The following is a 23,238-nucleotide window of genomic DNA, read 5'->3' as shown; positions in this document are numbered from 1 at the left end:
AGGACAGAGCGTCGCTTGACAACATGGCCAGTGCCTGCATTTTTCCCAGTAGTCCTCCTTCGCCTTCGGTTAAGGATTTAAGAGGACGACCGATAAAGGTCTGTTTTAATTTTGTAAACATAGTTGTTTCCTTTGTTGAAAAATTCAATAAGTGTTATTATACTGCTTTGGAAAAAGAGCGTCAAGAGATGATAATGGATTTTAGAATATTTTTTTCAGATGAGGAGAGAGGTCAGTTTTTTTGCTATAATAGTAGATAGAAAACGAGGTTAGAAGAGATGATTTTTGATACACATACACACTTGAATGTAGAAGAATTTGCAGGTCGTGAGGCAGAAGAAATTACCTTGGCTGCTGAGATGGGTGTGACACAGATGAATATTGTTGGTTTTGATCAACCAACGATTGAGCGTGCCTTGGAGTTGGTAGATGAGTATGACCAACTCTACGCAACTATTGGTTGGCATCCGACAGAAGCAGGGACTTATACGGAGGAAGTCGAGGCTTACTTGTTGGATAAGTTAAAACATCCCAAGGTTGTGGCTTTAGGTGAAATTGGCTTAGATTACCATTGGATGACAGCACCAAAAGAAGTGCAGGAGCAGGTTTTTCGTCGTCAGATTCAGTTATCTAAGGATTTGGAATTGCCTTTTGTTGTCCACACCCGTGATGCTCTGGAAGATACCTATGAGATTATTAAGAGCGAGGGAGTTGGTCCTCGAGGTGGTATCATGCATTCTTTCTCAGGAACTCTTGAATGGGCAGAGAAGTTTGTCGCGCTTGGTATGACCATTTCCTTCTCAGGTGTGGTGACTTTCAAGAAGGCAACTGATATCCAAGAGGCTGCTAGAGAACTTCCTCTGGACAAGATGTTGGTGGAGACGGATGCGCCCTACCTAGCTCCTGTTCCTAAACGGGGTCGCGAAAACAAAACAGCTTACACCCGTTATGTGGTGGACTTCATAGCTGATTTGCGTGGCATGACGGCAGAAGAGCTAGCGGCGGTAACAACTGCAAATGCAGAGCATATTTTTGGATTGGACAGCAAGTGATGAAAGAAAAAATTTCTCAAGTCATCGTGGTTGAAGGCCGCGATGATACGGCCAATCTCAAACGTTATTTCGATGTAGAGACCTATGAAACCCGAGGTTCCGCCATCAATGACCAGGATATAGAGCGTATTCAGCGCCTACATGAGCGTCATGGAGTCATTGTCTTTACAGATCCTGACTTTAACGGTGAGCGAATTCGTCGCATGATTATGACAGCTATTCCAACGGTTCAGCATGCCTTCCTCAAACGAGATGAAGCTGTTCCTAAGTCCAAGACCAAGGGGCGGTCTCTGGGAATTGAGCATGCCAGCTATGAAGACCTGAAAACAGCTCTAGCTCAAGTGACAGAACAATTTGAACATGAGAGTCAGTTTGACATCAGTCGTAGCGACTTGATTCGCCTTGGTTTTCTAGCAGGGGCAGATAGCCGTAAACGCAGAGAATATCTGGGAGAGGCTCTCCGAATCGGCTATTCCAACGGCAAGCAACTCCTCAAACGCTTAGAGTTGTTTGGGGTCACCTTGGCAGAAGTAGAATCAGCTATGAAAAGTTATGAGTAGGAAAGATGTGATCATTACAATTTTTTGAGTTTTACAGTATTTTTCGAAGCAGGTAGAAGAGGAGGCGTCTGATGTTAATTGGTCAAAAAATTAAAGAGATTCGGATAGAAAAAGGAATTAGTCGTCCAGATTTTTGTGGAGATGAGCAAGAACTGACAGTTCGTCAACTGTCGAGAATTGAAAGTGGAGCTTCGCAACCGAGTTTGCCCAAGTTAGACTATATTGCTCGTCGTTTAGGAGTTCCAGCTTATAGCCTTATGCCGGATTTTTCAGCTCTTCCTTCTGCTTATTTAGAATTGAAATACCAGATTTTACGTGAACCAATCTATGGTAAAGAAGAGGAATACGATAAAAAAGAAGCGTGTTTGGAAGAGATTTATAAAATATACTTTGATAATCTTCCTAAAGAAGAACAATTAGCATGTGAAGTATTGCAGGCGTGTTTAGATACTTCTAGAACTAGAAGGCCTGAATACGCAGAGTTAATACTTGAGGAACATATGCCTCAGATTATAGAAAAAGAAGTTTATTCAATAAATGATATGTTGTTGATTCGTTTGTTTTTTTATCAAATACTCATTAGAAAAGATCTTGCCAAATTTGTGAATCAAATCGAAAAGCTAATGTTCTTTCTTTTAGAACAGAAGAAGGTAACTCAATTAGAAAACTTCTTTATAATTAGAGATACTCTTATTTCAGGAATGTGTTGTCTTGAAAAGGTAGGAGTGACTGATTGCTTTAATGATTATCTATCGTGTTTACAAGAAATTATGGATAAAACTCAAGATTATCAAAAGAAACCTCTTGTATTTATGTTTTTGTGGAAGCAAGCATTAAGAGAAGAAAGAGATTTTAGTTTAGCTGAATCATTTTATCAGTCTTCTAAAACATTTGCGAAGCTAATTGGAGATGAATTTCTAGTAAAGAAATTGACAGAGGAATGGCAAGAGGATGTAAAAAAATATTTATAAACATAGCGAAGCAATGACAAAAATGTCCTTGTTCTAGTATTAAAACAGTTCTAAAGTTCGTCTTTAGAACTGTTTTTTTAGATGTAAGCCAAAAATATTATGAAATAGTTAGATTTTAAGGACATTGATGTCCTTGGTAGTGTGATAAAGATGGAGTATAATGACTATAAAAGTTCATTTCAGGGTGCTATTTTGACAATTTAGAGAAAAACAAATAATTTTAGAATATCATTTGGTAATATAATAGTATCGAGGAGTATCAATATGAAATAAACAGTTAAAAAATTAGCCCTTGTAGCGAGCATTGCAGCAACATTAGGTGGAGGTGTAGCAGTTGTCTCTGCTGCCGTTCAATACCCAGAAGGTGGTGTTTGGACTTATGGTTCAGGTGACGGAGGTGCTTACTCAAACTACTATCACTCTTCAGAATATCATAGCTCAACAGTTGTTAGTAGAAAAACTGGTTCATCTGATAAGGGATATGCTGATGCTGGAGGGACTTCTCGTGCATGGATTCGTACTTCTTGGGGAGAGAAAGTTGCATTCTACTATAATGTTTAGAATGGTATAGCCCTATTGTTTAGCTTTACTTGGTCACCTTCTCACTAAGTGATCAAGTAACTTTTGGGAGGAAATGATGAAACGTTTATTTATTTTGATTTCAATGGTATTGGTATCGCTTTATATGGTGATAACTTCCGTTGACCATCGAGAAGAGATTTTATTTGGTAACTATCCCTCTGTTGATGTGACAGGAATGGTGTTAAATCAACCAGTAGCTGGTCGCGAAGAGGTGACAGAGGTTTTGAGTCACTTGGCGGTAGAGCATAATAGTCTCATCGCCCGTCGGATCGTTGAGCCAAATGAAGCTGGAGAAACACGCTTTACCTATGCCACTTATGGTCAGGGAGAGCTTCCAGCAGGTCTGACCATTTCCTCCAAGGAGAGTGCAGAAACGAGTGATTTATTAGGGTCTTACTTGATTGTGTCAGGAAGTTTGGATGGAGTGAGCTTACAGACCACCTTGAAAGAACTTGGCTATCAAGGATTTGTTTCGAATGGAGAAGATCCATTTTCGATAGTCTTACTATTGGCTGTCACCCCTATGGTGCTACTGAGTTTGGCTATTTTTCTGCTGACCTTTATGAGTTTGACTCTGATTTATCGGATAAAATCCCTCCGTCAAGCAGGGATTCGTTTAATAGCTGGTGAGAGCTTGTTTGGGGTTGCTCTCAGACCAGTATTAGAAGATATGAGACAGCTTATCTTCTCGGTGCTGGTATCCAGTTTTTTGGGATTGGGGATTCTCTGGTATCAAGGTGCCTTGTTTATGGCAACGGTGCAACTGGTCATCATTGGTCTTTTACTTTATGGATTGGCCTTGGTAGGGATTTCTACCTTATTAAGTGTCGTGTATCTACTTGGTTTACAGGAAAATAGTCTGGTGGATCTATTGAAAGGGAAACTCCCTCTCAAACGTATGATGACATTGATGATGGTGGGGCAACTCTTGGCCATGCTGGTGGTCGGCTCGAGTGCGACTGCTCTCCTACCCCACTACCGTGAAATGCAAGAAATGGAGAGAGCTAGCGATAAATGGAGTCAGTCCTCAGATCGTTACCGTCTATCCTTTGGTTGGTCTAGTGCATTTGCCGATGAAGAAGGAATGCGTAAGGATAATCGTGAGTGGCAGATATTTACTGAAGAACGGTTAGCCAATACAGACTCTTTTTATATCATGAGCAATGTTGACAAATTCTCAAATGGCGCAGAAGTGGACCTAGATGGCAATCGTCTCAATGACTACACACCGTCAGGAGATGTCATCTATGTCTCACCGCGCTATCTAACAGAAGAGAAGGTTGCCGTATCTCCTGAGTTTATGGACAAGATGCAAAACTTGTCTGAGGGAGAATTTGGGCTGATCTTGCCTGAGAGCTTGCGAGAGCAGTCTGTCTACTATCAAGGATTATTTACAGATTACCTGCAAAACTTTTCATCTGAAAGTGTAGAAGTGACGAGTCAGAAACACTACCTCCCACAGGTAACGCTAGCTTTTACAGAAACAGGACAGGAACGCTTCCTCTATAACGATGGGTACAAGACGACACGCCAGTACCTAAAAGATCCGATTATTGTAGTTTTAACGCCGCAAGCGACTGGAACAAGACCTGTTGCAGGAATGTTATGGGGAACTACGGCTAATAGTGCCTTAAAACTAGATCGATATGGAGATAGTATCACAGCTCTAAAAGAGCAAGGTCTGTATCACAAAGTCTCTTATTTGGTAAAAAGCCAGCTATTTTTTGCCAAGGTACTAAATGACAAACGGATGGAGTTCTACTCTCTCCTTATAGGAACTATTTTGACCCTGTCTACGGCTATCTTGTTATTTGATTCCATGAATCTTCTCTATTTTGAGCAGTTCAGACGGGAGATCATGATTAGACGTCTTGCTGGCATGACAATCTATGAGCTTCATGGCAAGTACTTACTGGCGCAAGGAGGAGTTCTCTTGCTTGGCCTAGTCCTATCTAGTGTTTTGACAGGAGATAGCTTGCTTAGCGCTTTAGTTGTAGCTTTATTTACTCTTAACGCCCTCTTGATTTTAGTAAGGCAGGATAAAAAAGAAGAAGCTGGTAGTATGGCAGTATTGAAAGGAAAATAAGATGATTGATATTCAAGGATTGGAAAAGAAGTTTAATGACCGCGCGATTTTCTCTGGTTTAAATCTCAAGCTGGAGAAGGGCAAGGTTTATGCCTTAATCGGAAAGAGTGGAAGCGGAAAGACGACTTTACTTAATATCTTAGGAAAGCTAGAAAAGATAGATGGTGGAAGGGTTCTCTATCAGGGGAAAGATTTAAAAACCATTCCCACTCGTGAGTATTTTCGAGACCAGATGGGCTATCTCTTTCAAAATTTTGGCCTTTTAGAAAACCAATCAATCAAAGAGAATTTGGATTTGGGCTTTGTTGGTCAGAAAATCTCAAAAGTAGAACGTTTGGAAAGGCAAGTGGAGGCTTTAGAAAAGGTTAATCTAGGGTATTTGGATCTAGAACAAAAAATTTATACTTTATCTGGGGGAGAGGCTCAACGAGTTGCCCTTGCTAAGACTATTTTGAAAAATCCACCCTTGATTTTGGCAGATGAACCAACAGCAGCTCTTGATCCTGAAAATTCAGAGGAGGTTATGAATCTCTTGGTGGATTTGAAAGATGAAAATCGAATTATCATCATTGCGACCCATAATCCCCTAGTCTGGAATAAGGCCGATGAAATCATTGATATGAGGGAGCTTGCTCATGTGTGAAAAAATTCGTATTCGCAGGGTATCTGATTATCCTAGTGCCAGAGGTGGTTTAGAAGATATTCTCATCATGGAAAACATGACCAATCATCTCCTTTTGGTTCAAATCCGAGTGAATGGCTATTTGCTTGATTTTGCTAGCATTGAAGGGCAAAGGCAAAAGCATTATCGTTTGAAAAATTTACCTCAAACGGTTGAACTGACAGTGGACGATGTGGAGGAGGATGTAGATTTGACCCTACCTGAAAATCGAAGTTATCAAGAAGCTGATTTTTTCGAACGGATGTTTCGAGAGAACCGATAAATCCACCTTTAAAGATTTCCAAGACTATCTTTCTTCATGAGGAAAGATAGTTTTTTGGTATGATTTTCACCCCCAAAATACAAGGGGAATGTGTTACAATAGTAGTAACAGATAATAGAAAAGAGAATAGATGAGAATTGCAGATTATAGCGTGACCAAGGCAGTGCTGGAGCGTCACGGTTTTACCTTTAAAAAGTCCTTCGGGCAGAATTTCCTGACGGATACCAATATCCTTCAAAAAATCGTGGATACGGCTGAAATTGATGACCAGATCAATGTTATCGAAATTGGGCCAGGGATTGGTGCTTTGACAGAGTTTCTGGCTGAGCGTGCAGCTCAAGTCATGGCTTTTGAGATCGACCACCGTTTGGTACCGATTTTGGCAGATACTCTGCGTGATTTTGATAATGTTACAGTGGTTAATGAGGATATTCTCAAGGTCGATTTGGCGCAACATATCCAGAATTTCAAAAATCCTGACCTGCCAATCAAGGTAGTAGCCAACTTGCCTTATTACATCACGACGCCTATTCTCATGCACTTGATAGAGAGTGGCATTCCTTTTAGTGAGTTTGTGGTCATGATGCAAAAAGAAGTGGCGGATCGGATCTCGGCCCAGCCTAATACAAAGGCTTACGGTAGCTTGTCGATTGCGGTGCAGTATTACATGACTGCCAAGGTTGCCTTTATCGTGCCGCGTACAGTCTTTGTGCCAGCACCAAATGTGGACTCAGCCATTTTGAAAATGGTGCGTCGTCCAGAGCCAGCCGTAGCAGTGGAAGACGAGAACTTCTTCTTTAAGGTTTCCAAGGCTAGTTTTACCCATCGCCGTAAGACCTTGTGGAACAATTTGACAGGTTACTTTGGCAAGACTGAGGAAGTCAAGGACAAGCTGACCAAGGCCTTGGACCAAGCAGGCTTGTCACCAAGTGTGCGTGGGGAAGCTCTCAGCTTGGAAGAATTTGCCAGCCTAGCAGATGCACTTAAAGGGCAAGGACTCTAAGATGCAGGGACAAATCATTAAAGCCTTGGCGGGGTTCTACTATGTAGAGAGTGAGGGCAAGGTTTATCAAACACGAGCGCGTGGAAATTTCCGTAAAAAAGGGCATACACCCTATGTTGGGGACTGGGTAGATTTCTCTGCCGAGGAAAATTCAGAAGGCTATATTCTCAAGATTCACGAACGGAAAAACAGTCTGGTCCGTCCGCCCATTGTCAATATTGATCAAGCTGTAGTAATCATGTCTGTCAAAGAACCTGATTTCAACAGCAATTTGCTGGATCGCTTCTTGGTTCTTTTGGAACACAAGGGCATCCATCCCATTGTCTATATTTCCAAGATGGATTTGTTGGAAGATAGAGGAGAACTGGATTTTTATAAACAGACTTATGGTGACATCGGCTATGACTTTGTGACCAGTAAAGAGGAACTCCTGCCTTTGTTAACAGGCAAGGTTACGGTCTTCATGGGACAGACAGGTGTTGGGAAATCAACTCTTCTCAATAAAATCGCACCGGACCTTAATCTTGAAACAGGAGAAATCTCAGACAGTCTGGGTCGTGGTCGTCATACCACTCGTGCGGTCAGTTTCTATAACCTCAATGGGGGTAAAATCGCAGACACACCAGGTTTTTCATCATTGGATTATGAAGTAACAACGGCTGAAGATCTTAATCAAGCTTTTCCAGAGCTTGCTAGTGTTAGTCGAAACTGCAAATTTCGTAGCTGTACCCATACCCATGAGCCATCCTGTGCAGTAAAGCCAGCTGTTGAAGAGGGCGCCATTGCCACCTTCCGTTTTGACAACTACCTGCAATTCCTCAGCGAAATTGAAAATCGCAGAGAAACCTATAAAAAAGTCAGCAAAAAAATTCCAAAATAAGGAGAAACCTATGTCTCAATACAAGATTGCTCCGTCAATTCTGGCAGCAGATTATGCCAACTTTGAACGTGAAATCAAACGCCTAGAAGCAACTGGGGCAGAGTATGCCCATATCGATATCATGGACGGTCACTTTGTGCCACAAATCAGTTTTGGTGCAGGTGTGGTCGAAGCTCTTCGTCCCCATAGCAAGATGGTCTTTGACTGCCACTTGATGGTAGCTAATCCAGAGCATCATCTGGAAGACTTTGCGCGTGCGGGAGCAGATATCATCAGCATCCATGTAGAAGCAACGCCTCATATTCATGGCGCCCTCCAAAAAATTCGTTCACTCGGTGTTAAACCTTCGGTTGTCATTAACCCTGGTACGCCTGTTGAAGCTATCAAGCACGTCCTTCATCTAGTTGACCAAGTCTTGGTGATGACAGTGAACCCTGGGTTTGGTGGACAAGCTTTTCTACCTGAAACCATGGATAAGGTCCGTGAGTTGGTTGCCATTCGTGAGGAAAAAGGTTTGAAATTTGAGATTGAAGTGGATGGTGGGATTGATGACCAAACTATTGCTCAAGCCAAAGAAGCTGGTGCGACCGTTTTTGTAGCAGGTTCCTATGTCTTTAAGGGAGATGTCAATGAGCGAGTACAAACTCTCAGAAAACAACTGGACTAGGGTTGCAGTTTTTGCAGGCGGAGACCGCGGTCATTATCGGACAGATTTTGATGCTTTTGTTGGTGTGGATCGAGGATCGCTTTGGGTCTTGGAAGAAAATCTACCTCTCGCCCTAGCAGTTGGGGATTTTGATTCTGTAACGGAAGAAGAGCGACAGGTAATTCAAAAAAATGCCCAGCATTTTGTTCAAGCCCGACCAGAAAAAGATGATACTGATTTGGAATTGGCTCTCTTAACCATTTTTGAGCAAAATCCTCAGGCTGAGGTTACTATTTTCGGTGCTTTAGGTGGTCGTATTGATCACATGTTGGCTAATGTCTTTCTGCCCAGCAATCCCAAGTTGGCGCCCTATATGCGCCAGATAGCGATTGAGGATGGGCAAAATTTGATTGCCTATTGTCCAGAAGGGACCAGTCAGCTAGAACCTCGCTCGGACTATGACTATCTAGCCTTTATGCCGGTTCGGGATAGCCAGTTGACTATTTTCGGTGCTAAGTATGAGTTGACAGAGCAGAATTTTTTCTTTAAAAAAGTGTACGCTTCTAACGAATATATAGATAGGGAAGTGTCAGTGACTTGCCCAGATGGCTATATGATTGTGCTGCATAGCAAGGACAGGAGGTAGGATGGAAAGTTTACTTGTTCTATTATTGATTGCCAACCTAGCTGGACTCTTTCTGATTTGGCAAAGGCAGGATAAGCAGGAAAAACATCTGACCAAGAGCTTGGAGGAACAGGCGGATCACTTGTCAGACCAGTTGGATTACCGCTTTGAACAATCAAGACAAGCCAGCCGGTTAGATCAAAAAGATTTGGAAGTGGTTGTCAGTGACCGTTTGCAAGAAGTGCGAATGGAATTGCACCAAGCCCTGACTCAAGTTCGTCAAGAAATGACAGATAATCTCCTCCAAACTAGAGACAAGACCGACCAACGCCTTCAAGCCCTGCAGGAATCAAATGAGCAACGTTTGGAACAAATGCGCCAGACGGTCGAGGAAAAATTGGAAAAGACCTTGCAGACACGCCTACAGGCTTCCTTTGAGACAGTTTCCAAACAACTGGAGTCGGTCAATCGTGGTCTGGGAGAGATGCAGACAGTTGCCCGTGATGTCGGTGCTCTTAACAAGGTTCTCTCTGGGACCAAAACGCGAGGAATTCTGGGTGAATTGCAATTGGGGCAAATCATTGAAGACATCATGACCCCTGCCCAGTATGAACGAGAATATGCAACGGTTGAAAACTCCAGTGAACGAGTGGAGTACGCCATTAAGCTACCTGGACAGGGAGACCAGGAATACGTCTACCTACCGATTGACTCCAAGTTTCCACTGGCAGATTATTACCGCCTAGAAGAAGCCTATGAAGCGGGTGACAAGGACGAAATCGAACGCTGTCGTAAGTCGCTCCTAGCAAGTGTCAAGCGCTTTGCCAAGGATATCAAGAGCAAGTATATAGCGCCACCTCGAACGACCAATTTTGGAGTCTTGTTTGTTCCGACAGAAGGTCTCTACTCAGAAATTGTCCGCAATCCTGTCTTCTTTGATGATTTGAGGCGGGAGGAGCAGATTATTGTCGCAGGTCCAAGTACCCTGTCAGCCTTGCTCAATTCCCTATCAGTTGGCTTCAAGACTCTTAATATCCAAAAGAGTGCCGACCATATCAGCAAGACTCTTGCCAGTGTCAAGACCGAGTTTGGCAAGTTTGGTGGCATTCTGGTCAAGGCACAAAAACATCTCCAACATGCCTCTGGCAATATTGATGAACTATTAAACCGTCGCACCACAGCTATCGAGCGGACGCTCCGTCACATTGAGTTATCAGAAGGTGAGCCTGCGCTTGATCTACTCCATTTCCAAGAAAATGAGGAAGAATATGAAGATTAGTCACATGAAAAAAGATGAGCTGTTTGAAGGATTTTACCTAATCAAATCAGCTGACCTGAGGCAAACTCGAGCTGGGAAAAACTACCTAGCCTTTACCTTCCAAGATGATAGTGGCGAGATTGATGGGAAGCTCTGGGATGCCCAACCTCATAACATTGAGGCCTTTACCGCAGGTAAGGTTGTCCACATGAAAGGGCGCCGAGAAGTTTATAACAACACCCCTCAAGTCAATCAAATTACTCTCCGCCTGCCTCAACCTGGCGAGCCCAATGACCCAGCTGATTTCAAGGTCAAGTCGCCAGTTGATGTCAAGGAAATCCGTGACTATATGTCGCAAATGATTTTCAAAATCGAAAATCCTGTTTGGCAACGGATTGTCCGAAATCTCTACACCAAGTACGACAAGGAATTTTACTCTTATCCAGCAGCCAAGACCAATCACCATGCCTTTGAAACGGGATTGGCCTATCATACGGCGACCATGGTGCGTTTGGCAGATGCCGTTAGCGAGATCTATCCTCAGCTTAATAAGAGTCTGCTCTATGCAGGAATTATGCTACATGACTTGGCTAAGGTCATTGAGTTGACGGGACCAGACCAAACTGAGTATACAGTGCGAGGCAATCTTCTTGGCCATATCGCTCTGATTGATAGTGAAATTACCAAGACAGTGATGGAACTCGGCATCGATGATACCAAGGAAGAAGTCGTTCTGCTTCGCCACGTCATCCTCAGTCACCACGGCTTACTTGAGTATGGAAGTCCAGTCCGTCCACGCATTATGGAGGCAGAGATTATCCATATGATTGACAACCTAGATGCAAGCATGATGATGATGTCAACAGCTCTTGCCTTGGTAGATAAAGGAGAGATGACCAATAAAATCTTCGCAATGGATAATCGTTCCTTCTATAAACCAGATCTAGATTAATAATTTAAGAAAAATGAGCATTTTTTAGGATGAGAATGTTCGTTTTTTTGTGTGAATATGGTATAATAGATAAAATATCAAAATTAAATGAAATGGGAAATAGAAATGAAATTAAGAAGAAGTGATCGGATGGTTGTCATTTCCAACTATTTGATTAATAATCCTTATAAACTAACTAGTCTCAATACTTTTGCTGAAAAGTATGAATCTGCTAAATCATCCATATCAGAAGATATCGTCATTATCAAACGCGCCTTTGAAGAAATTGAAATCGGCCATATTCAGACAGTGACTGGGGCTGGTGGGGGTGTCATCTTCACACCATCAATCTCAAGTCATGATGCCAAGGAAATGGTTGAAGACTTGCGTGCCAAGTTGTCAGAAAGTGACCGTATCTTGCCAGGTGGCTATATCTACCTGTCTGATTTGCTTAGCACACCAGCTATCTTGAAAAATATTGGTCGCATTATTGCCAAGAGCTTTATGGACCAAAAAATTGATGCGGTTATGACAGTAGCGACTAAGGGTGTTCCACTTGCAAATGCAGTTGCCAATGTCCTCAATGTTCCTTTTGTTATTGTGCGCCGTGACTTGAAAATTACCGAAGGTTCAACTGTCAGCGTCAACTATGTTTCAGGTTCAAGTGGTGACCGTATTGAGAAAATGTTCCTTTCAAAACGCAGTCTCAAGGCAGGCAGCCGTGTTTTGATTGTGGATGACTTCTTGAAAGGTGGCGGAACGGTCAACGGGATGATCAGTCTCTTGCGTGAGTTCGATTCAGAATTGGCAGGTGTAGCCGTCTTTGCGGACAATGCCCAAGAAGAACGTGAAAAGCAGTTTGATTACAAGTCACTCTTGAAGGTAACCAATATTGATGTCAAGAACCAAGCCATCGATGTTGAGGTTGGTAATATCTTTGACGAAGATAAATAAGAGATAGAACTAAAGGTTGGAACGATTGTCCCAGCCTTTCTTTGCAAATAGAATAGAAGGAAACTTATGAAAACACCATTTATCAATAAAGAAGACTTAGAAAAGATTGTTGCCGAGTTCCCGACTCCCTTTCACTTGTATGATGAGAAGGGAATTCGTGAGAAGGCAAGAGCCGTCAACCAAGCCTTTTCGTGGAACAAAGGCTTTAAGGAATATTTTGCAGTTAAGGCTACTCCAACCCCAGCTATCTTGAAAATTCTCCAAGAGGAAGGCTGTGGTGTAGATTGTTCTAGTTATGTGGAGCTTTTGATGAGCCATAAACTAGATTTTCCAGGTTCTGAGATCATGTTCTCTTCAAACAACACGCCAGACAAGGAATACGCCTATGCGCGTGAATTGGGTGCGACCATTAACTTGGATGCCTTTGAAGATATTGAACATCTAGAGCGTGCAGCAGGCATTCCAGAAATTATCTCTTGTCGTTACAATCCTGGCGGTGTTTTTGAACTGGGGACAGACATCATGGACAATCCTGGAGAGGCCAAGTTTGGAATGACTAAGGATCAGCTCTTTGAAGCTTTTGCCATTTTGAAGGAAAAAGGAGCTAAGACCTTTGGAATTCACTCCTTTTTAGCCTCCAATACTGTGACCCATCTTTATTATCCAGAGTTGGCGCGTCAGCTCTTTGAACTGGCTGTTGAAATCAAGGAAAAGTTGGGCATTTCGCTAGACTTTATCAATCTTTCTGGCGGTATTGGTGTCAACTATCGTCCAGACCAGGAGCCAAATGATATTGCCTTGATTGGTGAGGGAGTTCGTAAGGTGTATGAAGAAGTCCTTACGCCAGCAGGTCTTGGTCTGGTTAAGATTTTCACAGAATTGGGGCGCTTTATGTTAGCTCCTCACGGTGCTTTGGTCACAAAAGTTACCCATAAGAAGGAAACCTACCGTACCTATCTAGGTGTGGATGCATCGGCAGTCAACCTTATGCGTCCAGCCATGTATGGAGCCTACCACCATATTACCAATCTGACTCACCCAGATGGACCATCTGAAGTGGTAGATGTGGTCGGTTCTCTCTGCGAAAACAATGATAAATTTGCAGTGAATCGAGAACTGCCTCATACAGAAATCGGTGATTTACTGGTGATTCATGATACAGGTGCCCACGGTTTTTCAATGGGCTACCAGTACAACGCCAAACTTCGCTCTGCGGAAATCCTCTATACCGAAGAAGGTAAAGCCCGTCAAATCCGCCGTGCAGAGCGCCCTGAGGACTATTTTGCAACCTTGTATGGTTTTGATTTTGAAGAATAATCTGAGAATTAATTGAAAATGAAATTGAAAAACAGATTGCTTTCTAAAAAATAGACAAAAATCTTGTTTTTCCTTCAAGTCATGATATAATAAAACTATAAAACGTTTTCAAGGAAGGTAACGATATGTCTGAAGAAACAATTGATTATGGACAAGTGACAGGAATGGTGCATTCGACAGAAAGCTTTGGGGCGGTAGATGGCCCTGGTATTCGCTTTATTGTCTTTTTGCAGGGCTGTCACATGCGTTGCCAGTATTGCCACAACCCTGACACTTGGGCTATGGAGTCCAATAAATCACGTGAACGGACGGTAGATGATGTCTTGACAGAGGCCTTGCGCTACCGCGGTTTCTGGGGAAATAAGGGTGGTATTACAGTCAGTGGAGGAGAAGCCCTCTTGCAGATTGATTTCTTGATTGCCCTCTTTACCAAGGCCAAAGAACATGGAATCCACTGTACCTTGGATACCTGTGCCCTTCCTTTCCGTAATAAACCACGTTACCTTGAGAAGTTTGACAAACTCATGGCTGTCACTGACTTGGTCCTCTTGGATATCAAGGAAATCAACGAAGAACAGCACAAGATTGTTACTAGCCAAACCAATAAAAATATCTTGGCCTGTGCCCAGTATCTATCAGATATTGGAAAACCTGTCTGGATTCGCCACGTGCTAGTTCCAGGTTTGACAGATAGAGACGATGACTTGATTGAACTTGGTAAGTTCGTTAAGACCCTCAAAAATGTTGATAAGTTTGAAATTCTACCTTATCACACCATGGGTGAGTTCAAATGGCGTGAATTGGGAATTCCATATTCACTCGAAGGGGTTAAACCACCAACAGCAGATCGCGTCAAGAACGCTAAAAAACTCATGGATACCGAAAGTTACCAAGACTATATGAAACGTGTACATGGATAAAAAAGAAGCCTGATGGAAACATCGGGCTTTTAAGTTTACACAAATATATATAATTAAATAAAACAAAATTTTATACTCTTCGAAAATCTCTTCAAACCACGTCAGCGTCGCCTTACCGTAGGTATGGTTACTGACTTCGTCAGTTCTATCCACAAGCTCAAAACACTGTTTTGAGCAGCTTGCGGCTAGCTTCCTAGTTTGCTCTTTGATTTTCATTGACTATTAAATCTTTTGACTCTTGAAATTCTGAAAAAAATCCGAAAATGAATGTGTAAGATATAGTTACGTTTAGAAATATTAAATAGAATAGGAGAACATGATGGAACAAAGTATTACCATTAAAAATCTATGTAAGTCATATGGCAAAACTCAAATTTTAAAAGATATTTCTTTTGAAGCAAAAGCAGGTAGAGTGACTGCTTTCCTAGGTCCAAATGGAGCTGGCAAAAGTTCAACCTTACGTATTTTATTAGGATTAGACAAAGCAACATCTGGTCTTATCAAAATTGGAGATCAAACTTATAAGGAATTAAAATTTCCTCTAAAGACTGTAGGAGCTTCATTTGACAGTGTAGGTGCTCCTGATGACCGAACTGTTTATCAACATTTGAAAATTGTTGCTGCTAGTAATGGGATATCCAGTCAGCGAATTGATCAAGTCTTGGATATGGTGGATATTAGCCATAAGAAAAAATCTAAAATTGGGAAATTATCATTAGGAGAAGGACAACGCTTGGGAATTGCAACAGCTCTATTAGGAAATCCTCAATATCTGATATTGGATGAACCGACTAATGGGTTGGATCCAAGAGGAATTCGGTGGTTTAGAGAGTTTATAAAAAAACAAGCTCAAGAAGGGAAAACAGTCTTGCTATCATCTCATATATTATCGGAAGTGGAAGCAGTAACAGATGATGTAGTTATCATAAATAAAGGAAAAGCTCTTATAAAAGGGACTTTACAAGAAGTGATGAAAAATCTTTCTTCACTAGAAGAAGTCTTCTTTAGTTTAACAGAGGGAGGAAAGTGACATGGCACTTATATACTCTCTTCATTCTGAAATATTGAAATTGCTTTATAGGAGAGCTACTCATATTGTACTATTCTTGATACTGGTATTTCAAACGTTTTTAGCAAATATTGGTGCTTCTCAAATTGTTTCAGTTGGTATCCATGCTACACCAGAGACAAATCCAGAATTAGCAGAAGCTATACCTCCTATTGAATTTTTAGGTTTTGATGTCACTTTATTTGGTGTTTTTATTATGATTATCCTAGGCTCAATTTACGGAGCCGAGGAGTATAAATGCTCTGCTATTCGTACAAGCCTCCTCTCTATTACAAATCGAGGTACTTTCCTAGTTTCAAAAACATTAGTTTGGCTTGTATTTTCTTTTTTCATTTCCTTTCTATCAATATTCCTTACGATTAACATGACACATTATGTTTTAGGACAAGATGGCTTACTTCTTTTTTTACTAAATGAGAGAGTTTGGTTCTATATATTTTTAGCCAGTATAGCTTGGACCTTGTTGGGACTGCTGGCCTATATTATGGCTTTGACATTTAAAACAGCCATTGTTCCTCTATTATTTTTGCTTCCTCAAGTCTACAATTTAGGAACATTCTTAGCAAACTATATATCGGTTGCAAAATTTCTTCCAGTTGCATTGGGGCAAGGATTGATTGCTACATCTCCTCAAATGTTAGAACATAATAGTTTACAACATATTTTATTTTTATTTTGTTGGAACTTCTCATTCTTGGCTTTAGCAATCTACCGATTACTTAAGTCAGATATTGGAGGAGGTGAATAAGTTGAAAGAGCAACTTAAAAGTGAGTATCTCAAGTTTACTATGAATCTTTGGCACTGGTTGATTATAGGTGCTCTATTACTGTGTGTTCCGGCGATGGTTGTTTTTTTAAATAGTAAGCCAGACCAGTTGACTCTACAGTTTGTTTTGGAACAGCTACTGCAAAGTCTCTATTTAGGACAGGCAGGTTTCGTTAGTCTAGCGGTTCTATTTATAGGTCAAGAATTTACAGGTTCTAGCCTTCGTACCAGTTTTCTTACATGTCCAAATCGTTTGAAATTTATAATCTGTAAACTAGCTATTCTATTATGTATGGAAATTGTATTATTGGTTGCTGTAATATCATTATGCATACTAATCGCGCAAGGATACTACAATATCAATCTTTTGAGTAATATTAAACATGTTCTAACAATTCTATTTCCAGCTTGTATTTCTATTCTAACCTTCTCTCTTTTAAGTGGTATTTTTGTATTTATTTCCCAGTCTTTTATCTTAATTTTGGGAATCAGTTTATCCCTTTTATTGGGGTTGGGACAAATGTTATTACAATTCAGTTCTTTTTTTAGAAATTTACCATTACTGGCTAGTATGAATTGTTTTTATACCTATCCATTGTCTCTTTATTATCCAGTGTGGCAAGGCTTAGGGATACAAATAGTTTGGTTATTAATTGTTTTTCTATTTGCTACATTGATACTTATAGGAAGAAATGTAGGCTAAAGACAGGGGATATCCTGTCTTTTTCTCGGTTAGTGCTATAATATAGTTAGGAGGGTGAGTTATGGCTTATAAAATTTTGGTGGTAGATGATGATCTTGCTATTCTTCGCCTAATAAAAAAAGTACTAGAATATGAAAAATATGAAGTAGTCATACGAAATAAGATAGAAGAGATTGATCTTTGTGATTTTACAGGATTTGACTTGATTTTATTAGATATTATGATGCCTGTTAGTGGTTTAGAAATCTGTCAGATGATTCGTGAGCAGATAACTGTTCCTATCTGTTTTATAACTGCCAAGGATATGGATGAAGATTTAGTAGCTGGAATCAATGCAGGTGCTGATGATTATATTATGAAGCCCTTTAGTATGCAAGAATTGTTAGCACGTGTTAAAATGCACTTGCGTCGTGAAGAACGGATTAAAGGAAATGTTCATCAAATAAAGATTGGGAAGCTTATACTATATACGGATAGTAAGGAACTATTTGTAAACGATGATAAGATTGCTCTGACAAGGAGAGAATTTGACATAGTGAATCTTTTGGCAAGCAACCCAAGTAAAATATATTCTATTGAGGAAATTTATAATTATCTATATCCACAAAGTTCAGAAGCGCTTTTACGTTCGGTTTCAGAGTACATTTATCAAATTCGTCAAAAGCTGAAACCTTATCAATTAAATCCAATTAAAACCTTGTACGGTGGAGGATATCAATGGGTAGAATCAAAAGTTTTAGACAATTAATTCGAGAAACCTGTTGGAGAATTATTTGGCAGTTTAGTCTTGGCTTACTAATGGCCTATCTTATTCCCTTAGCTTCAGTATCTATACAAATAAATGAAGACGGGAAACCTCTAAAAAATAGTGGTGTTCTATCAATTTTTTTCAATGTGTCATCATGGATATATATTTGTATTTTATTGATTGTTCTAATAAGTTATCACATTGGAAAATTGTTGAAAAAACTGAGTTATGAAATGACTTTGATTTATGAAAATAGTATGTGGTTGGAGAAGGAATGTACAGAAAGTTTAACGGTTAAAGAATTTCGCGAGACAGGAAATCGGATTATTGTGATGCAAGATAGAATTCGACAATTAATAGTTGATGAGAAAGAACAGAAAGAAGATTTGATGTTTCAGGTTTCAGCAGCTTCTCATGATTTAAAGACTCCCTTAACCATTATTAGGGGAAATGTGGAATTTTTACAGGCGATAACTGAAAACGACCAATCTCAAGAATGCTTAGCAGATATAGAAAGAGCTAGTCAACAGTTACTAGATTATTTCAATCAATTAATTCACTATTCTAAAACCTATTATGATGATGAGACAGGTTGGACGGAGTATTCCTCTTCAGATTTTATTAATGAATTAGAGAAAGAAGTCTCTTTTTTGATAAAAAATCAGATGAAGTTTTCTTTTGAACAGGATGTGAACGGAACTGAAAGATATTATATAAATCCATCTCTTCTGATTCGTGCCATACAAAATATTTTAACAAATGCTTTGGAATACGCCGATAAACAGAATCCTAAAATTAAAATTAGAGTAGAGCAAGAGGGGAAGGAATTGAAAATAGGTATATGGAATAATGGTTCGGAATTTCCAGAGGAAGTTTTAACTAATTTTGGAAAGCTCTTTTATCGTATGGATAAAGCTAGATCGGTTAAAGAGCAACATTATGGTATTGGACTTAGTTTTGTATGTAGAGTTGCAAAACTACACAAAGGCCGAGTTGAGCTTAGAAATAGAGACGAGGGAGCAGAAGTTTTAATAACTGTGAATTGTATTAAATCATAGTTATGCGAAGACTGTTCGTTTATGGGGCATTTTTTAAACGATGTGAGTGTCATATCTTTCTAAGGGTTTAGATTTCATATGGGGATTCAAAGCAAGGCTTTGTCTAACTTTGTAAAGCTTCAGTGGGTACGTTTTGCTTCTTATTAATCAGTGTTTTTACTATTTTTGATATCGCAAAAAGACTTAGCAAACCAGCTAAGCCTTTTTCTTCTTATCTCGAACGTTGTTTTCCAGCGTTGCGATTTTTGTGTTTTTTCTTGCTTGTGATAGCAGTTGGTTGTTCAGGGGTAACGTCTTTTCGTCCACTTGGTGTAGAGAAAGCACGTGCTTTTGGTGGGTTCTTGGCCAGTTCTTCACGGACTTTTTTGCGAAGTTTTGGACGAACGATATAGTTGACGATAAACTGTTGGAGAATCATCATGAAACCACCGACAACCCAGTAAAGTGTGACACTGGCTGGTGAAATGAGGGAGAAGACGACAATCGTGATTGGGCTCACGTAAGCCATTTTCTTGATTTGTTCTCTTTGCGTTTCGTCTTCTACTCCGTGAAGTGAAAGGAGCGATTGAAGATAGTAAAGGACACCTGCGCAGGCAACCAAAATCATACTTGGAGAACCTAGAGGAATGCCTAGGTAGCTTGCTTGAGCAACCCCTTCAGTATGTTGGGCAGCAAAGTAAATTGCAGAGAAGAAAGGCATTTGAAGGAGGATAGGGAAACATCCTACACCACCAAACATGCTGATGCCGTGCTCTTTTTGAGCGGCAAAGAGAGCTTGTTGGGCTTCGAGTTTTTCTTCTTGAGTTGTTGCTTCCTTGAGACGTGTTTGGTGTGGCTCAAGGACGTGCTTGAGGGCGTTCATCTTTTCAGAGTGAAGCGTTGCCTTCCATGATTGGTAGATACCAAGTGGCAAGATAATCAAGCGCACGATAATGGTTACGATAATGATAGCCACACCGAAGCCTAGACCTTTATCAGTAGCGAAGTACTTGATAGCTTCAGCCATAGGCGCTCCGAAAGTATTCCAAATAAATCCTGTTGGCTCTCCTGTTGCTTTATCGACGCTAACACAGCCAGTCAAGACAAGCAACATAGCCACTCCCATAGCCGAGAGTGCAAAACGTTTAATAGATTTCACTGTTTTTATTCCTTCTTAAAAAATTATACCTTTCTATTCTACTGTTTTTTTACAAAATATACAATAGTTCTAGAGACCTAATTTGCGATTTTAAAGTCAGGGTAGGGAGGAAAGTTGCTCAGTTGGACATCTAAGTAGCTGACTTTTGAAAAAGGTGTAGGTCCTTTTCGGATTTCTTGGATAAATTTCGCCATGGTAGCAGATGAGTCTGCTTGGGCTAAGATTTCCACTGTGCCATCGTCATTATTCCATACCCGACCTGTGATGCCACCAATTTCAAGTGCCAAGCTGTAAACACCCCAACGAAAACCGACTCCTTGCACCCTACCTTGGGCAATCATTCTAACCTTTTGCATACCAAACCCCTTTGATTGTGTTATAATATTTCTATGACTATTATAACCTCAAAAGCCAATTCTGTGGTAAAAAATGCCAAAAAATTACACCAAAAAAAATACCGCAAGTCTGCCTATTTGATTGAAGGTTGGCACTTGTTTGAAGAAGCTGTTCAAGCTGGAGTGACGATAGAGAAAATCTTTGCCTTAGAAAATTACCGAGATCAGTTAGCTGCTTTTTCGCAAACTATCTGGGTGTCAGAGGATATTTTGCTAGATTTGGCGGATTCTCAGACTCCACAGGGAATTGTTGCGGTAGTTCAAAAAGAAGAAATAGGACAAGTTGATTTGAGTCAGGGCAAGTTCTTGTTTTTGGAAGATGTGCAAGATCCTGGTAATGTGGGAACCATCATTCGGACTGCGGATGCAGCAGGTTTTACTGGAGTAATTGTTTCAGATAAATCGGCAGATATCTACAGTCTCAAGACCCTCCGTTCCATGCAAGGCAGTCATTTTCATCTGCCCATTTATCGGATGTCGAGCCAAGCGATTCTTAAGGAAGCTAAAAAGGCAGGTATCCCTGTGCTGGCAACCACTCTTTCCAAGAATTCTAAAGACTATCGTGACTTGCCTCATTTAGATCAATTTGTCTTGGTTATGGGGAATGAGGGTCAAGGAATTAGTCCTCTCATGGCTGAAAGTGCAGACCAGTTGGTTCACATTAGCATGAAGGGGCAGGCAGAGAGTCTGAATGTTGCAGTTGCAGCAGGTATTTTGATTTTCCATTTAAGCTAATTTTAACTTTCTTTGTTATAATCAAGGAAAGATGTTCATAGAAAAGGAGAAAAGATGAATCACACTATTATTCACGACCGCGCAGGTCTCAATCAATTTTACGCTAAGGTTTATGCCTTTGTTGGTCTGGGAATCGGACTATCCGCTTTGGTATCAGGTCTTATGTTGACGGTCTTTCAGTCTCAGTTGGTTTACTTTTTGATGCAGGGGCGTCTCTGGTTGACCATTGCAACCTTTGCAGAGTTGGCCTTGGTTTTCGTTGCTAGTAGCATGGCTTCAAGGAATAGTCCAGCTGCTCTTCCAGTATTTTTACTTTACTCTGTTTTAAACGGCTTTACCCTTAGTTTTGTGGTAGCCTTCTATACTCCAGGTACAGTTTTATCAGCCTTTGTGTCGAGCGCCCTTCTCTTCTTTGTCATGGCGGCAGTCGGTATGTTCACTAAGAAAGACTTGAGTGGTCTTGGTCGAGCGATGATGGCAGCTCTTATCGGTTTGCTGATTGCCATGGTAGTCAATATTTTCTTGGCTAGTGGTTTCTTTGATTATATGATTAGCGTAGCCATGGTCTTGGTCTTCTCTGGGCTGATTGCTTGGGACAACCAAAGAATTCGTCTTGCTTATGAACAATCACAAGGCCGTGTAGCGACAGGTTGGGTTGTGTCAATGGCTCTCAGTATCTATCTTGATTTTATCAATCTTTTCCTAAGTATTTTACGTATCTTTGGTCGCAATGATTAAAAGGTCTATGAAATCAGTGTTTTGAGTGACACTGATTTTTTTTTTAATTTTCTCTTTTCTTTTTTGGGAAATAGGTGTATAATGCTTTTAATTAAATTTTTGAGGAGTAGCCTATGAAGAAAAGTTTTATCCATCAACAAGAAGAAATTTCTTTTGTCAAAAACACTTTTACCCAGTATTTGAAAGATAAGCTAGAAGTCGTCGAAGTTCAAGGTCCTATCTTGAGCAAGGTCGGTGACGGGATGCAGGATAACCTGTCTGGTGTGGAAAATCCAGTATCCGTCAAGGTTTTGCAGATTCCTGATGAAACCTATGAAGTGGTTCATTCGCTTGCTAAATGGAAACGCCATACCCTAGCTCGTTTTGGTTTCGGTGAGGGTGAAGGTCTTTTCGTCCACATGAAAGCACTTCGTCCAGACGAAGACTCGCTGGATGCAACCCACTCTGTCTTTGTGGATCAGTGGGACTGGGAAAAGGTCATTCCAAATGGTCAACGTAATATTTCCTACCTAAAAGAGACAGTTGAGAAGATTTATAAGGCCATTCGTTTGACAGAACTAGCTGTTGAAGCTCGCTATGACATTGAGTCTATCTTGCCAAAACAAATCACTTTCATCCACACAGAAGAGTTGGTAGAACGCTACCCAGACTTGACACCGAAAGAGCGTGAAAATGCTATCTGTAAAGAATTCGGAGCTGTCTTCTTGATTGGTATTGGTGGCGAGTTGCCAGACGGTAAACCGCACGATGGACGTGCACCAGACTATGATGACTGGACAAGCGAGTCTGAAAATGGCTACAAGGGTCTTAACGGCGATATTCTTGTCTGGAATGAGTCTCTAGGTGGAGCCTTTGAGTTGTCTTCTATGGGAATCCGTGTAGATGAAGAAACTCTTCGTCGCCAGGTTGTCATCACAGGTGATGAAGACCGCTTGGAATTGGAATGGCACAAGGCATTGTTGAATGGATTATTCCCATTGACAATCGGTGGAGGAATTGGACAATCTCGGATGGCTATGTTCTTACTTCGCAAGAAACATATCGGAGAAGTGCAAACAAGTGTTTGGCCTCAAGAAGTCCGCGATACTTACGAAAATATTTTGTAGAGAATCGAACCGCAAGGTTCGGTTTTCTTTCTCTTTTCGCCCATAATTTGGTA

At 40.7% G+C, this 23,238-nt stretch carries 25 protein-coding genes and 2 pseudogenes; 24 read left to right on the top strand and 3 right to left on the bottom strand.

Translation table 11 applies throughout. The annotated features are described in order from the left end of the window. Positions 1–121: pseudogene (locus RYL77_RS03005) on the bottom strand (amino acid permease); the annotation flags it as partial. A 157-nt stretch (positions 122–278) separates the two neighbouring features. On the opposite strand from RYL77_RS03005, the gene RYL77_RS03000 reads away from it, so the two are divergent. The 21 genes and pseudogenes from RYL77_RS03000 (at position 279) to RYL77_RS02900 (ending at position 19,073) form a co-directional block, all read left to right on the top strand. Continuing rightward, positions 279–1,052, top strand: a complete 774-nt coding sequence (locus RYL77_RS03000; protein WP_315009745.1) for a TatD family hydrolase — start codon at positions 279–281, stop codon at positions 1,050–1,052. Next, entirely contained in the window at positions 1,052–1,612 is a 561-nt protein-coding gene (gene rnmV, locus RYL77_RS02995) for a ribonuclease M5 (protein WP_315009743.1), read from the top strand. The genes RYL77_RS03000 and rnmV overlap by 1 nt, the downstream gene beginning before the upstream one ends. 71 nt (positions 1,613–1,683) lie before the next feature. Further along, complete coding sequence (locus tag RYL77_RS02990; RefSeq protein WP_315009741.1) at positions 1,684–2,583, top strand: XRE family transcriptional regulator; 900 nt, start codon at positions 1,684–1,686, stop codon at positions 2,581–2,583. Positions 2,584–2,856: 273 nt separating this feature from the next. Beyond that, positions 2,857–3,144, top strand: a pseudogene (locus RYL77_RS02985) (lactococcin 972 family bacteriocin); the annotation flags it as partial. A gap of 76 nt (positions 3,145–3,220) precedes the next feature. After that, positions 3,221–5,251: a bacteriocin-associated integral membrane family protein gene (locus tag RYL77_RS02980; RefSeq protein WP_315009739.1), complete on the top strand. Its 2,031-nt coding sequence runs from the start codon at positions 3,221–3,223 to the stop codon at positions 5,249–5,251. Between the two features lies 1 nt (position 5,252). Next, positions 5,253–5,894 carry an ABC transporter ATP-binding protein gene (locus RYL77_RS02975; protein WP_033683036.1) on the top strand — a complete coding sequence of 214 codons (642 nt, stop codon included), beginning with the start codon at positions 5,253–5,255 and terminating at the stop codon, positions 5,892–5,894. Further along, entirely contained in the window at positions 5,887–6,195 is a 309-nt protein-coding gene (locus tag RYL77_RS02970; RefSeq protein WP_000333264.1) for a hypothetical protein, read from the top strand. The genes RYL77_RS02975 and RYL77_RS02970 overlap by 8 nt, the downstream gene beginning before the upstream one ends. Positions 6,196–6,325: 130 nt before the next feature. Then, positions 6,326–7,198 carry a 16S rRNA (adenine(1518)-N(6)/adenine(1519)-N(6))-dimethyltransferase RsmA gene (rsmA, locus tag RYL77_RS02965; protein WP_315009737.1) on the top strand — a complete coding sequence of 291 codons (873 nt, stop codon included), beginning with the start codon at positions 6,326–6,328 and terminating at the stop codon, positions 7,196–7,198. A 1-nt stretch (position 7,199) separates the two neighbouring features. Then, entirely contained in the window at positions 7,200–8,078 is an 879-nt protein-coding gene (gene rsgA, locus RYL77_RS02960) for a ribosome small subunit-dependent GTPase A (protein WP_315009735.1), read from the top strand. 10 nt (positions 8,079–8,088) lie between these two features. After that, positions 8,089–8,745 carry a ribulose-phosphate 3-epimerase gene (gene rpe / locus RYL77_RS02955; RefSeq protein ID WP_315009734.1) on the top strand — a complete coding sequence of 219 codons (657 nt, stop codon included), beginning with the start codon at positions 8,089–8,091 and terminating at the stop codon, positions 8,743–8,745. Then, the gene (locus RYL77_RS02950) at positions 8,708–9,370 is read left to right on the top strand and encodes a thiamine diphosphokinase (RefSeq protein WP_315009732.1); all 663 of its coding nucleotides are present in this window, start codon (positions 8,708–8,710) and stop codon (positions 9,368–9,370) included. Before rpe ends, RYL77_RS02950 begins: the two co-directional genes overlap by 38 nt. A gap of 1 nt (position 9,371) precedes the next feature. Then, positions 9,372–10,628: a DNA recombination protein RmuC gene (rmuC, locus tag RYL77_RS02945; RefSeq protein WP_315009730.1), complete on the top strand. Its 1,257-nt coding sequence runs from the start codon at positions 9,372–9,374 to the stop codon at positions 10,626–10,628. Continuing rightward, on the top strand, positions 10,618–11,559 hold the full coding sequence (locus RYL77_RS02940) for a 3'-5' exoribonuclease YhaM family protein (protein ID WP_247932229.1): 942 nt from the start codon (positions 10,618–10,620) through the stop codon (positions 11,557–11,559). Before rmuC ends, RYL77_RS02940 begins: the two co-directional genes overlap by 11 nt. 105 nt (positions 11,560–11,664) lie before the next feature. Then, positions 11,665–12,492 (top strand): pur operon repressor, encoded by an 828-nt coding sequence (purR, locus tag RYL77_RS02935; protein ID WP_004238844.1) that lies wholly within the window; start codon positions 11,665–11,667, stop codon positions 12,490–12,492. 66 nt (positions 12,493–12,558) lie between these two features. After that, positions 12,559–13,809 carry a diaminopimelate decarboxylase gene (locus RYL77_RS02930; RefSeq protein ID WP_315009727.1) on the top strand — a complete coding sequence of 417 codons (1,251 nt, stop codon included), beginning with the start codon at positions 12,559–12,561 and terminating at the stop codon, positions 13,807–13,809. A gap of 125 nt (positions 13,810–13,934) precedes the next feature. After that, positions 13,935–14,729 (top strand): pyruvate formate-lyase-activating protein, encoded by a 795-nt coding sequence (gene pflA / locus RYL77_RS02925; RefSeq protein ID WP_020901989.1) that lies wholly within the window; start codon positions 13,935–13,937, stop codon positions 14,727–14,729. A gap of 319 nt (positions 14,730–15,048) precedes the next feature. Continuing rightward, a complete protein-coding gene (locus tag RYL77_RS02920; protein ID WP_315009725.1) occupies positions 15,049–15,759 on the top strand; it encodes an ATP-binding cassette domain-containing protein in 711 nt (236 codons plus the stop codon). A 1-nt stretch (position 15,760) separates the two neighbouring features. Next, entirely contained in the window at positions 15,761–16,546 is a 786-nt protein-coding gene (locus RYL77_RS02915; RefSeq protein ID WP_315009723.1) for an ABC transporter permease, read from the top strand. 1 nt (position 16,547) lies between these two features. Then, positions 16,548–17,267 carry an ABC transporter permease gene (locus RYL77_RS02910; RefSeq protein ID WP_315009721.1) on the top strand — a complete coding sequence of 240 codons (720 nt, stop codon included), beginning with the start codon at positions 16,548–16,550 and terminating at the stop codon, positions 17,265–17,267. Positions 17,268–17,328: 61 nt separating this feature from the next. Continuing rightward, a complete protein-coding gene (locus RYL77_RS02905; RefSeq protein ID WP_000323581.1) occupies positions 17,329–18,015 on the top strand; it encodes a response regulator transcription factor in 687 nt (228 codons plus the stop codon). Next, a complete protein-coding gene (locus tag RYL77_RS02900; RefSeq protein ID WP_315009719.1) occupies positions 17,985–19,073 on the top strand; it encodes a HAMP domain-containing sensor histidine kinase in 1,089 nt (362 codons plus the stop codon). The genes RYL77_RS02905 and RYL77_RS02900 overlap by 31 nt, the downstream gene beginning before the upstream one ends. A 211-nt stretch (positions 19,074–19,284) precedes the next feature. On the opposite strand, the gene yidC is transcribed toward RYL77_RS02900, so the two are convergent. Both yidC and RYL77_RS02890 read right to left on the bottom strand, forming a co-directional pair. Continuing rightward, on the bottom strand, positions 19,285–20,211 hold the full coding sequence (yidC, locus tag RYL77_RS02895) for a membrane protein insertase YidC (RefSeq protein ID WP_315009717.1): 927 nt from the start codon (positions 20,209–20,211) through the stop codon (positions 19,285–19,287). Positions 20,212–20,288: 77 nt separating this feature from the next. Beyond that, on the bottom strand, positions 20,289–20,567 hold the full coding sequence (locus RYL77_RS02890; RefSeq protein ID WP_143952514.1) for an acylphosphatase: 279 nt from the start codon (positions 20,565–20,567) through the stop codon (positions 20,289–20,291). A gap of 33 nt (positions 20,568–20,600) precedes the next feature. Here RYL77_RS02890 and RYL77_RS02885 point away from each other — a divergent pair, with 33 nt between their 5' ends. The 3 genes from RYL77_RS02885 (at position 20,601) to asnA (ending at position 23,185) form a co-directional block, all read left to right on the top strand. Continuing rightward, positions 20,601–21,341 carry an RNA methyltransferase gene (locus RYL77_RS02885; protein WP_315009715.1) on the top strand — a complete coding sequence of 247 codons (741 nt, stop codon included), beginning with the start codon at positions 20,601–20,603 and terminating at the stop codon, positions 21,339–21,341. A 54-nt stretch (positions 21,342–21,395) separates the two neighbouring features. Beyond that, a complete protein-coding gene (locus RYL77_RS02880; protein ID WP_261102503.1) occupies positions 21,396–22,079 on the top strand; it encodes a Bax inhibitor-1/YccA family protein in 684 nt (227 codons plus the stop codon). A 113-nt stretch (positions 22,080–22,192) separates the two neighbouring features. After that, entirely contained in the window at positions 22,193–23,185 is a 993-nt protein-coding gene (gene asnA, locus RYL77_RS02875) for an aspartate--ammonia ligase (protein ID WP_315009713.1), read from the top strand. Positions 23,186–23,238 lie beyond the last annotated feature (53 nt).

It is taken from the genome of uncultured Streptococcus sp., assembly GCF_963516515.1.
GTDB lineage: Bacteria > Bacillota > Bacilli > Lactobacillales > Streptococcaceae > Streptococcus.
This window is presented reverse-complemented; position numbering and strand designations above follow the sequence as displayed.